14 protein-coding genes are annotated in these 13,864 nt (G+C 37.2%); all 14 read left to right on the forward strand.

Translation table 11 applies throughout. The features are described from left to right. The first annotated feature begins 13 nt into the window (after positions 1-13). The 14 genes from ACONDI_RS05175 (at position 14) to ACONDI_RS05240 (ending at position 13,739) form a co-directional block, all read left to right on the forward strand. Positions 14-1,261: a competence/damage-inducible protein A gene (locus ACONDI_RS05175; RefSeq protein ID WP_241080417.1), complete on the forward strand. Its 1,248-nt coding sequence runs from the start codon at positions 14-16 to the stop codon at positions 1,259-1,261. Positions 1,262-1,354: 93 nt separating this feature from the next. After that, positions 1,355-2,695, forward strand: coding sequence for a metallophosphoesterase family protein (locus ACONDI_RS05180; RefSeq protein ID WP_241080418.1), 1,341 nt, complete (start codon positions 1,355-1,357; stop codon positions 2,693-2,695). A 91-nt stretch (positions 2,696-2,786) separates the two neighbouring features. Beyond that, positions 2,787-3,890: a recombinase RecA gene (recA, locus tag ACONDI_RS05185; protein ID WP_241080419.1), complete on the forward strand. Its 1,104-nt coding sequence runs from the start codon at positions 2,787-2,789 to the stop codon at positions 3,888-3,890. Then, a complete protein-coding gene (locus ACONDI_RS05190; protein WP_241080420.1) occupies positions 3,890-4,369 on the forward strand; it encodes a regulatory protein RecX in 480 nt (159 codons plus the stop codon). The genes recA and ACONDI_RS05190 overlap by 1 nt, the downstream gene beginning before the upstream one ends. Before the next feature lie 243 nt (positions 4,370-4,612). Next, a complete protein-coding gene (gene rny / locus ACONDI_RS05195) occupies positions 4,613-6,160 on the forward strand; it encodes a ribonuclease Y (RefSeq protein ID WP_241080421.1) in 1,548 nt (515 codons plus the stop codon). 91 nt (positions 6,161-6,251) lie between these two features. Beyond that, positions 6,252-7,034: a TIGR00282 family metallophosphoesterase gene (locus tag ACONDI_RS05200; protein WP_241080422.1), complete on the forward strand. Its 783-nt coding sequence runs from the start codon at positions 6,252-6,254 to the stop codon at positions 7,032-7,034. A 95-nt stretch (positions 7,035-7,129) separates the two neighbouring features. Continuing rightward, a complete protein-coding gene (locus ACONDI_RS05205) occupies positions 7,130-7,390 on the forward strand; it encodes a stage V sporulation protein S (protein WP_241080423.1) in 261 nt (86 codons plus the stop codon). A 332-nt stretch (positions 7,391-7,722) separates the two neighbouring features. After that, on the forward strand, positions 7,723-8,568 hold the full coding sequence (locus ACONDI_RS05210; protein WP_241080424.1) for a PHP domain-containing protein: 846 nt from the start codon (positions 7,723-7,725) through the stop codon (positions 8,566-8,568). Positions 8,569-8,756: 188 nt separating this feature from the next. Beyond that, positions 8,757-9,728, forward strand: coding sequence for a GntR family transcriptional regulator (locus ACONDI_RS05215; RefSeq protein WP_241080425.1), 972 nt, complete (start codon positions 8,757-8,759; stop codon positions 9,726-9,728). Positions 9,729-9,743: 15 nt separating this feature from the next. Beyond that, a complete protein-coding gene (locus ACONDI_RS05220) occupies positions 9,744-9,962 on the forward strand; it encodes a 4Fe-4S dicluster domain-containing protein (protein ID WP_241080426.1) in 219 nt (72 codons plus the stop codon). Continuing rightward, positions 9,955-11,097, forward strand: a complete 1,143-nt coding sequence (locus ACONDI_RS05225; RefSeq protein WP_241080427.1) for a 2-oxoacid:acceptor oxidoreductase subunit alpha — start codon at positions 9,955-9,957, stop codon at positions 11,095-11,097. Before ACONDI_RS05220 ends, ACONDI_RS05225 begins: the two co-directional genes overlap by 8 nt. 1 nt (position 11,098) lies before the next feature. Beyond that, positions 11,099-11,932, forward strand: coding sequence for a 2-oxoacid:ferredoxin oxidoreductase subunit beta (locus tag ACONDI_RS05230; protein WP_241080428.1), 834 nt, complete (start codon positions 11,099-11,101; stop codon positions 11,930-11,932). Next, positions 11,929-12,468: a 2-oxoacid:acceptor oxidoreductase family protein gene (locus tag ACONDI_RS05235; RefSeq protein ID WP_241080429.1), complete on the forward strand. Its 540-nt coding sequence runs from the start codon at positions 11,929-11,931 to the stop codon at positions 12,466-12,468. The genes ACONDI_RS05230 and ACONDI_RS05235 overlap by 4 nt, the downstream gene beginning before the upstream one ends. 17 nt (positions 12,469-12,485) lie before the next feature. Further along, complete coding sequence (locus tag ACONDI_RS05240; protein ID WP_420848164.1) at positions 12,486-13,739, forward strand: Glu/Leu/Phe/Val family dehydrogenase; 1,254 nt, start codon at positions 12,486-12,488, stop codon at positions 13,737-13,739. Positions 13,740-13,864: the final 125 nt, after the last annotated feature.

Genomic DNA, 13,864 nt, shown 5'->3' on the forward strand with positions numbered 1-13,864 from the left:
GGAGATATACATAATGAAAGCTGAGATTATATCAGTTGGTACTGAGTTATTATTAGGGGAGATAACAAATACAAATGCTCAATTTATATCAAGAAGATTGGCTGAGATAGGAGTTAATATCTATTTTCATACCGCTGTAGGAGATAATCCCGAAAGACTTAGGAACACTTTGGATATTGCTGCAAAACGATCTGACTTTATTGTGTTTACGGGTGGACTTGGTCCAACTCAGGATGATTTAACGAAAGAAGTAGTTACAAAATATTTCGACCTCAAATTAGAAATGGATGAAAACTGGCTTAAAAAGTTAGAGAAGTTTTTTGAAGGTATGGGTAGGGCAATGAGTGAAAATAATAAGAAACAGGCCCTGGTGCCTGAAAACAGCTTGGTTTTGAGCAATGAATATGGTACGGCTCCAGGTATTCTTTTTGAAAAAAACAAAACTATGGTCGCTATGCTGCCTGGACCACCCCGGGAATTAAACCCAATGATAGATAATGAGTTAATGCCTCTTCTGACTGCTAGACTAGAGCCGACGGATAAATCAAGAATTGTAAGCAGAGTTTTAAAGTTGATAGGGATTGGAGAATCAAAGGTAGATGAAATTTTAGCAGACTTATTAAAGCTAGATAATCCTACGGTTGCTACTCTTGTAAAGACTGGACAGCTGCACATAAGGATTACTGCTAAAGAGAGAAGCGAAATAAAGGCAAAAGAAAAAATAAGAGAAGTAGAGGATGAAATAAAATCGAGACTGGGCAAATTCATATTTGGAGCGGATGAGGACACCCTAGAAAAAGTAGTAGTCAACATTTTAAAAAAACATAACAAGACCCTTGCTGTTGCAGAATCTGTTACCGGTGGACTTATATCCCATAAATTAACACAAGTAGAAGGAGCAAGCAATGTTATATTAGGCGGTATGGTTACTTATACTAAAAAAGCTAAGGAAGAATGGTTAGAAATAGATAGGCAAATAATTGATGAAAATGATGCAGTTAATGAGAAATTGACAAAAGAGATGGCAGAAATGATTAGGAAAAAGAGTAAGGCTGATTATGGCCTTGGAGTTACTGGATTTGCTGGTCCTACAGGAAATCAGGTCGGTCTTACTTATTTGGCTGTTTCTGACAGCGAAGGATGTTATACAAGAAAAATAAACTTACAAGGCTCTAGAGAACTTAACAAAGAGTGGATGTCTAACAGTGCTCTCGACTTGTTAAGAAAGAGAATAAAAAAATATAGTGATAGAGAAATATAGAAAACAGAAATATAGCTGTATTGGTGGTGAGAAATTATAATAAATGTTAGGCCGTACGCAAAAATAGTTATGGCTTCAATACTAGGAGCTTTCATGCTAGTTTCTGTATTTAGCACGGCTATATATGATGTAGGTCCTTTTGAAATAAAGGTTGATGCACAAATTTGGCATGGTGGCCTAACGGAAGTTGAACTTACCCCTTTTGGGACTATGAGAGCGAATACACACATCTCTCCTTTGAAGATTGGAGTTAATCTTCAGCAGATTGACCTGGATGAGTTAAGTAGTTATCTTGAAGTCTCTGATACTGGCACCGATGAATTCGCAGACAAATGGGAAGGAAAATTAATCTCCACAGCTAGAATTTTTACAATAAAAATCCTGGGACTTTCAGTTTTAGGGGGTTTTTTGGGGACTTTAATTATAGGATATAGAGACAAAAAGAAATTAATCTTAGGGAGTGTTATTGGTTTTTTAGTTTTGGCACTGATATTGGCCGGTACAGTTTTTAGTTATGACTACATGGCTTTTATGAATCCCGAATTTGAAGGGGCATTAGAATCTTTTCCCTGGATGATGGGAGTTATCGAAGAAAGTCTAACAAAAATTGGTGAACTTGGAGAACAGTTAGAGATTATAAGCGTTAACCTATTTAATTTATTTCAAAGAATTGAAAATGTGGGGACCCTAGGTACTATTGATGGAGAATATCAGATACTTCATGTCTCCGATATTCATAATAACCCTGCAGCTTATGACTTTATCTTTCAGATTAGCAGTAGCTTTGGTGCAGATATGATTATAGACACAGGAGACATAACAGATTATGGTACACCGGTGGAAGCAGAACTAGCTAGCAGGATATATGAACTTGGGATCCCTTATATTTTTATACCGGGAAATCACGATTCCCCACAGGTAGTAGAGAGGATGGAACAAATCCCAAATGTTATAATTTTAAGAGAAGATATTGTTGAAGTTATGGGTTTTAATATCGCAGGGATTGAAGATCCTTCTGCTATATCTACTGAAATGGCCGTAAGAAGTGAAGAAACCTTGATGGATTATACAACGCGGTTAGAAGATGTCATTGACAGCTCGGGTGTAGTTCCTGATATATTAGGGGTGCATCATCCTATGATAGCGAAAGAGTTTTTTTCTGAAACACCTATAGTATTAACCGGTCATACACATCAACAAGATATCGAGATCAAAGAAAACTCAACATTAATTAATGCTGGTACTACAGGGGCTGCTGGGATAAGAGGATTTCAGGTAGATGAAGATGTCCCTTTTAGCCTTGCGCTTTTGCACATGAGTGAAGAGAAAGAGCTTTTGGCTGTTGACCTAATCGAAATTACTCATCTTGAAGGTGGATATCGGGTGGAACGGGTGATTCCGGGAAATATTGACATAGTGCCGGAAGAAAGCTAGAATTAGATCTATACCCCAAAAATACTTGGTAAATTTAGAGTATGGGGAATAAAAAGCCTATAAGGCATAATATAGATTGGGAGGGGAAATAATGGAAAAACAAAAAGCTCTAGACGTCGCCCTTCAACAAATTGAAAAGCAATTTGGGAAGGGTTCAATTATGAAGTTAGGTGAATCTTCGGCTAAGATGAATGTAGCTACCATTCCTACAGGCGCCTTGTCTATAGATGTTGCACTTGGTATTGGTGGAGTGCCAAGAGGTAGGGTGGTGGAAGTTTATGGCCCTGAATCCTCGGGAAAAACTACTGTGGCCCTTCATATTGTAGCAGAAGCCCAAAAAAATGGTGGTAATGCAGCTTTTATTGATGCAGAACATGCTCTAGATCCCAGCTACGCCTCAAATTTGGGAGTAAATACGGAAGAATTATTGGTTTCTCAGCCTGATACCGGTGAACAGGCCCTTGAGATTGCAGAAGCTCTTGTTAGAAGTGGAGCAGTAGATGTTGTAGTAGTTGATTCAGTGGCAGCTCTTGTACCCAAGGCAGAGATTGAAGGTGAAATGGGAGATTCCCATGTAGGGCTTCAGGCTAGATTAATGTCGCAAGCTCTTCGTAAACTTTCTGGTTCAATTAGCAAGTCTAAAACAACAGCATTATTCATCAATCAGATAAGAGAAAAAGTTGGTGTGATGTTTGGAAACCCTGAAACCACTCCCGGTGGTAGAGCTCTTAAATTTTATTCCTCTGTAAGGATGGAAGTAAGAAGAACTGAATCATTAAAAAAAGGAAATGATATTATTGGGAATAGGACAAGGATAAAAGTTGTTAAAAACAAACTAGCACCGCCGTTTAGAAAAGCTGAGTTTGACATAATGTATGGTGAGGGCATCTCTAGAGAAGGAGATTTACTTGACCTGGCAAGTGATCTTGGAATTGTTAGCAAATCAGGGCCATGGTATTCTTATGGCGAGGACAGGCTAGGCCAGGGTAAAGAAAATGCAAAGAAATACTTGCAAGATAACCCGGAAATAGCTCAGGCAATTGAACTCCAGGTAAAAAAACATTATAACCTGGATTTTGAGGAAACACCTGATTCGGAGAAAGAAGACAAAGAAAACGGCAAAAAAGCAGGGGATACAAATAATAAAAGTAAAAAGGACAAAAGCGAAAAAGAAGATATGAAGGCTGAAGAATAATGAACAGCGATGAATGGTTAGAAGCAAAAGAGTTAGAAGAAAAAGGATTTAATCAAGCCTTGAAATATCTTACTTATAGGCCTAGAACTGTATCAGAAGTGAAGAATCATCTAAAGAAAAAAGGTTATTCTAGCCGGGTAATAAACTTAGTAGTGGAGAAATTAAGCGAGATTAATTACTTAAATGATTATCAGTATGCTGTAGATTGGTTAAACTATCAGATTTCTAATAGTAAAGACGGCCCCAAATTATTGGAATATAAGTTAAAACAAAAAGGCATTTCTCAAGACATCGTTAAACATGCTATTCATGAAATTATCGATGAAGATAAAGAGTTAAATTTAGCTAGAAAAGCTTTTAAAAAAAAATACAACAGTGAAATATCAACTTTAACTTATGAAGAAAAACAAAAAGTTGGTGCTTATTTACAGAGAAAAGGCTTTTCTTATGAAATAATAGTTAATATTTTAGATTTTTAAAGAACCCCTTGTAGGGTCCTTTTTCTTGACATTGGTTATAAATAGGTATAAAATTGAGGAGAAAATCTAGTGTATTGGGTTTAGTATTTATCGGTATCTGTAGTATTCTTTGTTAGGTTTCATTGGATAAATTAATTAATTTTTAGTTTATTTTATTAATTAGAATTTGTAAGTTCAGTCAAAATTAGAAAAAATATGTTGTCCGGTTTTTATTTATAATATCATGAAAAGATGGGGAGGTGGATGTTAATTAACAACTTAATAGTGATCGCACTACCTTTAGCAGCTGTTCTTATTGGTATTATTCTTGGCTATTTTATCCGCAAAATTATTGCTGAAGCTAAAATTACTTCCGCTGAAGAGGATGCTAAGCGTATAATTAGTGAAGCCGAAAAGCAGGGCGAATCTATGAAACGCGAAGCTATCCTTGAAGCCAAGGAAGATATTCATAAACAGCGTAAAGAATTAGAAAAAGAAAGTCGTGACAGAAGGTCAGAACTCCAAAGACAGGAGAGAAGACTAGAGCAGAAAGAAGAATCTTTAGAAAAAAACAGAAAACGCATTGAACAAAAAGAAAAAGAGCTTGTAGAAAAAGAAGAAGAGCTAGCTAATAGAGAAGAAGAACTTAACGAACTACACAAAAAGCAGCTTGCTGAATTAGAGAGGATATCTGGTCTTACAACACAGGATGCTAAAGAACTGCTTTTAAATCGTGTTGAAGAAGAAATGACCAAGGAGAAAGCAAAATTAATCAAAGAAGCTGAACAGGAAGCAAAAGAAGAAGCTGACAAACGAGCTAGGGAGATAATTACAACAGCTATACAAAGATGCGCAGTTGACCATGTTGCAGAATCGACTGTATCGGTGGTATCCCTTCCAAATGATGAGATGAAAGGAAGAATTATAGGTCGTGAAGGTAGAAATATCAGAACTCTTGAGACTTTGACTGGAATAGACCTAATTATTGATGATACCCCGGAAGCTGTTATATTATCTGGATTTGATCCTATAAGACGAGAGATAGCAAGGATTGCTCTTGAAAGGCTTGTTTCTGATGGCAGAATACATCCAGCAAGAATTGAAGAAATGGTAGAAAAAGCAAACAAAGAAGTGGAAGAAAACATCAGAGAAGAGGGTGAACAAGCAGTTTTAGATGTAGGAGTACACAAACTTCACCCTGAACTGATAAAGCTTCTTGGAAGGCTTAAATACAGAAGCAGTTATGGACAAAATGTTCTTCAGCATTCTATAGAAGTATGTCATTTAGCTATTATCATGGCAAATGAATTAGGGGTAGACCCCGCGATTGCAAAACGTGCCGGACTTTTGCATGACATTGGAAAAGCAGTTGATCACGAAATGGAAGGTAATCATGTTGCAATAGGAGCCGATTTGGCCAAAAAATATGGAGAAGGCCCCGATGTAATACATGCTATTGCCGCCCATCATGGGGATGAGGAGCCTGAATCTTTATCAGCTGTTTTCGTACAGACTGCTGATGCAGTCTCTGCAGCTAGGCCAGGGGCAAGGAGAGAGACTCTTGAAGCCTATATTAAGAGACTAGAAAAGCTTGAAGAGTTGGCAGATTCTTTTGAAAGTGTTGACAAAGCTTATGCTATTCAGGCCGGACGTGAGATACGTATTATGGTGAAACCTGACAAAGTCGAAGATACTGGAAGTATTAATGTCGCTAGAGATATAGTTAAAAAGATAGAGGAAGAACTTGAATATCCAGGCCAAATTAAGGTAACAGTAATTCGTGAGACCCGTGCAGTGGATTATGCAAAATGATTAATAATAAGTGTCCCTTTAGGTTTAATAGGGACACTTATTTTACTTTAGTCATCTTAGATAAAACTCGTGGGCGATAGGGGGAAATTTAATGCGTTTATTAATGGTTGGTGATATTGTGGGAAGGCCGGGAAGAAACTGTGCTCGGGATTTATTACCCAAAATAAAAGAAAACTATAAGGTTGATTTTGTAATAGCAAATGGTGAAAATGCAGCAGGTGGACTTGGTATTAACAGAAAGACAGCTGATGAACTCTTTAATTATGAAATAGATGTTTTAACAATGGGTAATCATGTTTGGGACAAAAAAGAGATTTATAATTTTGTTGATAGTGAAGAAAGACTATTGGTGCCTGCTAACTATCCTCCTGGTACTCCTGGTAAAGGATACAAAGTATATGAAAAAAATGGTGTTAAGATAGGCGTTATAAACTTATCCGGTAGGGTTTTTATGGAAGAGTTAGACTGTCCTTTTAGAGCTGCGGATGAGATAATTAAGTCAATTGCTCATAAGACAGAAATGATTTTCTTAGATTTTCATGCTGAAGCCACATCAGAAAAATTAGCTCTAGCTTATTACTTAGATGGACGTATTTCTGCCTTAATTGGTACTCATACACATGTCCAGACTGCTGATGAAAGGATCTTTACTAATGGACTTGCATATTTAACTGATGTTGGAATGACTGGTCCAATTGAATCAATTTTGGGAATGGAACACGAAAGTATTGTGAAAAAATTTCTAACTAAACTTCCCTGTAGATTTGAAGTTGCCGGTGGAGATGTGCAGTTAAATGCTGCGGTTATTGACATTGATGAAAAGAGTGGCAAATCTACAAATATAGAAAGAATATTCGAAACTCATAATTTTTAAAAAAAGTTTAATTGAGAAAAAGGAAATATTTTTCTTTTGTCGAAAAAATTACTAAGGGAATAAATACAATAGTAGCTTGAGGAGGTATCAAGGTTATGGAGGTATTAAAAGTTTCAGCAAAATCAAATCCTAACTCTGTTGCAGGTGCTTTAGCAGGTGTTGTTAGAGAAAGAAATAGTGCGGAAATTCAGGCTATAGGTGCCGGTGCACTTAATCAATCAGTTAAGGCAGTAGCAATAGCAAGAGGATTTGTGGCACCTAGTGGAATGGATCTTATCTGTATTCCTGCTTTTACGGACATAGAGATTGATGGGGAGGAAAGGACAGCAATAAAACTAATTGTACAGCCTCGTTAAAGTAAAGGCGCCTTTAGGGCGCTTTTTTTGTAAGAATTTTTATATTTTTTAGTATAATATAATTATGTAGAGATAATCTTAGATTCTGATGCAAAAGTTAATTTGCTTGAATAGAATGATTTTTTTGGTACATCTATAATTCAAAAAAGTTCGATATACGGCTACCTGATTAATCGCTCATCCTGAGCTAAATCAACTAATGCCATCCTGGCATTAGGCCTATATCTTACTTTTTCTCATTAAGATGTATTTTGCAAAAAAATCATAAAATCCGCAAATTAACTTTTGCACCAGAATCTAAATTAAACTAACTATTAAGTAGGTGTTTTTTTATGGCAAATAAAGAAGAGAAAAGAGTTGACTTACATATTCACTCAACTTATTCGGACGGGATTTTTACCCCGTATGAAATAGCTAACAAAGCCTATCAGAGTGGGCTTTCGGCGATTGCTATAACTGATCATGATACTATTTTGGGTCTTCAAGAATTGAAAAAAATTGATTTTATTGAAGTGATTCCCGGTATTGAAATTTCTTCAAAATATGAAGGTGTAGAATACCATATATTAGGCTACTTCATTGATCCTCTTAATGAAAAATTAGCCGTCCAGCTAGAAAGTTATAAGCAAATAAGGGAGAATCGAGTTAAAAATATATTGGATCAATTAGGTAGTATTGGTATTGAAATAGATTATCAAGAGATCAAAAATTTATCGAAAGATGGAACCATAGGTAGGCCCCATATTGCAAGAAAACTTGTAGAAAAAGGATATGTACAGAGTGAGAATGAAGCCTTTGATGAACTTCTAGAACCAGCAAGACCAGGATTCGTGCCAAGATCCAAGGTTAACCCCAAAGATGCTATAAACCTGATTAAAGAAAGTGGCGGGCTGTCCTTTTTGGCTCACCCGGACCATTCAAATGATAACACTTCACAACTACTAGATGTGTTTATTGAATGGGGAATAGATGGTATTGAGATTAGTCACCCCAGTCAAGTAAGCGTTGAAAGACAAATGTACTGGTATAAGATAGCTAAGGATAATGGACTTTTGGTAAGTGGTGGTTCTGATTATCATGGTGATGATGACCCACCGGTTCAAATTGGTGACGTGTATGTACCTTATTCGTATTTAGAGGATATGAAAGAAAAACTATGTAAAAAAGATAGTTCATAAGGAAATAATTTAAGTATAATGAAACATTTAATAAAAAAATTATTAAAATATAGTAGAAAAAAGGAATTATAAGATTGGACTAGAATATAAGGATTAGACTATGAATTGGCGTAAAAATTGGCACAAGGATTATGTTTGCAATCTAAAATTGGACTTTGAAAGCCTGATGCTCACGGAGGTGTATCAATTTGGAATTTTATCTAGAACGGGATAAAGACATTCCTTTATATGTGCAAATTAAAAACAATATTAAACGATTTGTAGAGACAGGCGCCTGGGAAAGAGGGAAACGACTTCCTACAGAAAGAGATTTGGCTAAACAACTTAATGTTAGCAGAAATACTGTCAGTATGGCCTATAAGGAGCTTGAGGCAGAGGGGGTCCTTGTTAGTCACCAGGGGAGAGGAACTTTTGTTGCTGATTTGGATGATAGTATTCAACATGAAAGCAGAAAAGAAAGGCTTTTAAAGATTATTGATATAGCAATGGAAGAGGCTTCTCAGCTAGGATTTAACATTGACGAATATCTTGCTATAACTCATGTTCGCGCCAGAGAGAAAAAAGAACTACTTAACAGGGTAAAAATTGCTTTTATTGAATGTAACCAAGAACAAGTTGAATACTTTGCTAACGAACTGCAGCTAGATTCTGGAGTTTCTATAACTCCAGTACTATTAGATGATTTTAAAGAAAGGCCCAATCATTACAAAAAAGTTCTAGAAGATGTAGATATTGTGATATCAACTTTCTTTCACCTGGCTGAGATCAAAAAAATACTTGGAACACAGAAAAAAGATATCCTTGCTATTGCTCTAGAATTACAGCTTGAAACTGTTGTTAAAATAGCGCGTCTAAAGCCAGGTTCGGATGTTGGGTTAGTTTGCAAATCTAAAAACTTTGCTGACAAATTTTTTAAATCTTTAGATGCGGCAGGAATTGACCATCTAAATGTAAAATATACTACTACTGAAGATTTTGATGAAGTAAACAAGTTTATATCTTCAGTTGATGAAATTATAGTAAGTCCAGGTAGAAGAAAGGAAATTGAACAGCTTATTGATGAGGACAGAAATTTAGTGGAGGTGATATTTAAGCCGGATAGAGCTTCAATTAACTTACTAAAAGCAACCCTCATGGATCTTAAACAAAAAATTAGTTAGGAGTGATCTAAAGCTATGGTAGATGCTAAAAAATCACCAGTCTCTGTTGCAGGCAAATGGTGCAAAGGCTGTGGAATATGCATAGAATTTTGTCCCAAGAAAGTATTAGACTTTGATTCCAAGGGTAAATCTTATGTCAAAAACCCAGAGGATTGTAATAAATGTCAACAATGTGAACTTCGCTGCCCGGATTTTGCGATTGTTGTAAAAAAGGGGGAGAAAGATAATGAGTGAAAAAAAGCCACAATTAATCCAAGGAAATGAAGCTTGTGTAAAAGCTGCAATTGCAGCAGGTATTAAATTTTTTGCAGGTTATCCCATAACCCCATCAAGTGAAATAGCCGAAGGATTAGCAGAAGAGCTTCCAAAGGTAAGTGGTAGATTCATACAAATGGAAGATGAAATCGCAAGCATGGGGGCGATAATAGGTGGTTCTTTAGCCGGGGCAAAGAGTATGACGGCAACAAGTGGCCCGGGTTTTTCTTTGAAACAGGAGAATCTAGGTTTTGCTGCCATGGCTGAAGTGCCCTGTGTTGTAGTTAACGTTCAAAGAGGTGGCCCAAGTACAGGTGCGCCTACGCTGCCATCACAGGGTGACATGATGCAGGCCAAATGGGGTACCCATGGAGATCATCCGGCTATAGCTTTGTGCCCAGCTTCTGTTAGGGAGACTTTTGACTTAACAGTAAGGGCGATAAATCTTTCAGAAAAATACAGAACTCCTGTTGTATTACTAATAGATGAAGTAATAGGTCATATGAGAGAAAATGTAGTTTTACCAACACAGGATGAACTAGAGATTGTAGAAAGGAAAAAACCTGCAAAAGATCTTGATAATTACCTACCTTACAAAGCAGATGACGATATGATTCCTCCCATGGCAAATTATGGAGAAGGGTATCTATTCCATGTAACAGGTCTATCTCACGATGAAACAGGATTTCCCGACCTAAAAAACCCAGATGTAATTGGAGGCCTAACAGAAAGGCTAGTAAATAAAGTAGAAGATAACAAAGATGATATTGTTGAATATAGTACAGAGAACTTAGATGATGCAGAAGTAGTAATTGTTGCATACGGTTCAGCAGCTAGGACTGCAGCTACTGCCATGGATCAAGCCAGAGAAAAAGGGATAAAAACTGGCCTTATTACCCTGAAAACCATTTGGCCATTCCCTGAAGAAATACTAACTGACCTACTAAAAGATGTAAAAACTGTAGTTGTTCCAGAAATGAACCTTGGTCAAATAAAAGGTGAAATAAAGAACTGTATCAACCTATCTCAAAATATAGTAGGTGTAAATAGAGTAGACGGGGAGCTTATAACCCCAGCAGAAATTTTAGAAGCTATCGTTAAGGAGGAATCCTAAAATGGCAGTTCATTTGAGAAAATACTTGCGTCTTAATAAATTACCTCATATATGGTGCCCCGGATGCGGGCATGGGATAATATTGAATAGTCTGATAAGAGCTATAGATGAAGTGGGCTTAGATCAGGAAAAGACTGTAGTAGTATCTGGAATAGGTTGTTCTTCTAGAGCAACAGGTTATCTAAACTTTAATACTCTTCACACTACCCATGGTAGGGCAATGGCATTTGCCACAGGTGTTAAGTTAGGTAACCCTGACTTAAATGTAATTGTACTCTCAGGTGATGGTGACAGTGCAGCAATTGGAGGTAACCACCTGATCCATGCAGCTAGAAGGAATATAGATATAACAACAGTTGTATTTAATAACAACATATATGGCATGACCAGCGGCCAGTACTCACCCCTTACACCAAAGGGTGCCTATGGTACAACTGCTCCATACGGAAATGTTGACCAGGCATTTAATTTATGTGATCTTATGATTTCTTCTGGAGCATCTTACGTTGGACGTGGTGCAACCTATCATGCAAAACAGCTAACCACTTTGATAACTTCTGCTTTAGATCACAAAGGATTTTCTTTTGTTGAAGGTATTAGCCAATGTCCTACTTATTATGGTAGAAGGAATAACCTAAAGACAGCAGTAGACATGTTACAGTGGCAAAAGGACGTAACTATCAAAAAGAAGGCTGCCGAGAAGCTATCACCAGAAGAACAACAAGAAAAGATAATGATCGGAGAGCTTCACAAAGTTGCAGATAGACCTGAATACGTAGAAGAATACGAAAAAGTTATCGAAAAGGTCAGTAAGAAGGAGGGGACAACAGGATGAAAAAATTTGAAATGAGACTTAGTGGATCAGGTGGTCAGGGTCTAATTCTTGCCGGGATAATTTTGGGAGCAGCAGCAACTAAAGAAGGTAAGAACGTAGTTCAGACCCAAAGCTATGGCCCTGAGGCCAGAGGCGGAGCTAGTAAATCAGAAGTATTGATAAGTGATGAGAGAATTGATTATCCAAAAGTAACAGAGCCGGATTTTTTATTAGCTCTAACAGAAGAGGCTCTAAACAAATATATAACTGACATTAAGGAAGATGGAATGGTTATAGTTGACGACAGTGTGGACTGTGACGGGGTAGATTCAAAAGTAAAGAACTTGTACAGCGTTCCTATATTAAGTACTGCTAAAGAAAAGCTTAAACCTATAGTAGCTAACATGGTAGCTCTTGGCGCCATTGTGGCGTGCAGTGATGTGACATCTCCTGATGCTACTAAGGAAGCGATAAAAGAAAATGTGCCTCCCGGTACTGAAGATCTTAATATTAAAGCTTTTGAGGCCGGGTACGATCTTGGGAAAAATTCCCTATAAGGGTATTAGGAGGCGTCTTGATGGCTGAAAACCTCAATATTTTTAAAATTGTTCAAAATCAGATTAAAGAAGCGGTTAAACTTCTTGGAATTGACTTTACTGTGTATGAGATCTTAAAAGAGCCTGATCGGGTGATTGAGGTTTCTTTCCCAGTGAAAATGGATGATGGTTCTATTAAAGTTTTTAAGGGTCTTCGCTCACAGCACAGTAACGCCCTTGGCCCATACAAGGGTGGACTTCGATTTCATCCCACTGTTGAGTTAGATGAAGCAAAAGCCCTATCTATGTGGATGACTATTAAATGTGCAGTGGTGGGAGTTCCTTATGGTGGTGCAAAAGGAGGAGTCGAGTGTAACCCCAAAAACCTTACTGAGAGAGAACAGGAACGTATTAGTCGAGAATTCATAAAAAATATTGCAAGTGATGTAGGGCCAGAAAAGGATATTCCAGCTCCTGATGTTTATACTAATCCTCAAGTTATGGCCTGGATGATGGATGAATTCAGTAAAGTTAGAGGTTATAACAATTTTGGCCTCATAACTGGTAAGCCTTTGATTGTTGGTGGTTCAAAAGGTCGCTCTGAAGCAACAGGGAGAGGTTGTGTTATAGTAACTAGAGAAGCAATTAAAGCGCTAGAATATGACATGAATGATGTGAGGGTAGCAATACAGGGTTTTGGAAACGCTGGAAGTGTTGCAGCCAGGTTATTACATGATTTGGGTGCAAAAATTGTTGCCTGTAATGATTCATCTGCTGGTATTTATAATCCTGATGGTATTGATCCATATGATTTATTGGAATACAAATCAGATATGGGCTCTGTTAAAAACTATCCAGGGACACAAGAAGTTACTAATGATGAGCTGCTGACCTTAGATTGTGATGTTTTGATTCCTGCTGCACTTGAGAATCAAATTACTGGTGAAAATGCCCAAAATATTAAAGCGAAAATAATTGGTGAGGCTGCTAATGGACCGACAACTCCAGAAGCAGATAAAATCCTTTTTGAAAGAGGGATCCTTACCCTGCCGGACATCTTGGCAAATGCAGGTGGGGTTACAGTAAGTTATTTTGAATGGGTGCAAAATTTGATGAACTATTACTGGACTGAACAAGAGGTAAATGAACGTATGGAGCAGATGATGATGGAAGCTTTTGAAGCGTGTTACAAAACCCACTTAAACTACGGTGTACACATGAGGCTTGCTGCTTATCTTCTCGCAGTTCAAAGATTAGGTGAAGCAATGCGGATAAGAGGATGGCTTGATTAAATTACTCCGGCCCTTTTTGGCCGGGGTATTTTAGATCTTTTAAATAAATTTTTTCTTTTAGCAGGATTTTTAAGAAATATTTAGAATAATTGTCTATCAGAATTGGGATGTGACTACATTCTCAG

The sequence above is a fragment of the Natranaerofaba carboxydovora genome, assembly GCF_022539405.1.
Lineage (GTDB): Bacteria > Bacillota > Natranaerobiia > Natranaerobiales > Natranaerofabaceae > Natranaerofaba > Natranaerofaba carboxydovora.